Annotated in this window: 1 protein-coding gene and 1 pseudogene; both read right to left on the minus strand. The window is 27.0% G+C overall.

What is annotated here, in order from left to right:
• Nucleotides 1–77, minus strand: a pseudogene (locus tag I6E15_RS10045) (N-acetylmannosamine-6-phosphate 2-epimerase); the annotation flags it as partial.
• 23 nt (nucleotides 78–100) lie between these two features.
• Nucleotides 101–556, minus strand: a complete 456-nt coding sequence (locus I6E15_RS10050) for a YhcH/YjgK/YiaL family protein (protein ID WP_235247633.1) — start codon at nucleotides 554–556, stop codon at nucleotides 101–103.
• Nucleotides 557–785 lie beyond the last annotated feature (229 nt).

Here is a 785-nt window from a genome sequence, read left to right on the forward strand (position 1 = left end):
GAACTGTGTAATGGTTCATCTGGAAGTGCTTGACAAGAAACTATTAATTTTCCTTTAACTTCTTCTAATCTATTCATTGAGTTTGCCTCCTAAATTATTATTAAACTAAAACTTTAAATATTACTTTAGAGATTTGTTTAACTTCTCCAACTTTTAGAAGAGCCATGTGTGGTTCGTTAGGGAAGAACATTACGAATCTTTCTGGAGTTAAATGGAAAAGAGATTTAATTTCTCCATCAAATAATTCATAATCTCCAGCTTCGTCATACTCTTGAGTTAATTTTGCTTCAGAACGAGGAACAAAACCTAAGTTTTCTTCTCCTTCAATAACAACGTGAATATCTATATATTGTTTGTGTCCTTCAAAGAATCCATCTTCAAATTCTTTTGTCATTGGGTGATCAGGGCAGTTGAAATAAACTTTATCTCCATCTACCACATTTTTTCCAGGAACAGCATTTTTATACTCTCCATTAAGGATACAATCAATAGCTTTATCTAAGTTTCTTGATAATCCTCTATATTGATTTAATTCTTTTATTTCACCATATATCATTTTAATCTCCTTTTTGACACATTTTTTGTTCTCGTGACCATTTTCATATTAAGGATATACCTTTTTTCAAAATTTGTCAATAGTTTTTTAAATTTTTATGATAAAAATTTTAGAAAAAATTTAATAAAAAATATTTATTTTCAATGGTTTTCTTGTTGATTACTTGGAAATTATAGAATTTATATCAAAAAAATTATGTAGTCAATTTTAACTTTTCTTTCATAAATTA

The sequence above is a fragment of the Fusobacterium perfoetens genome (genome assembly GCF_021531475.1).
Taxonomy (GTDB): domain Bacteria; phylum Fusobacteriota; class Fusobacteriia; order Fusobacteriales; family Fusobacteriaceae; genus Fusobacterium_B.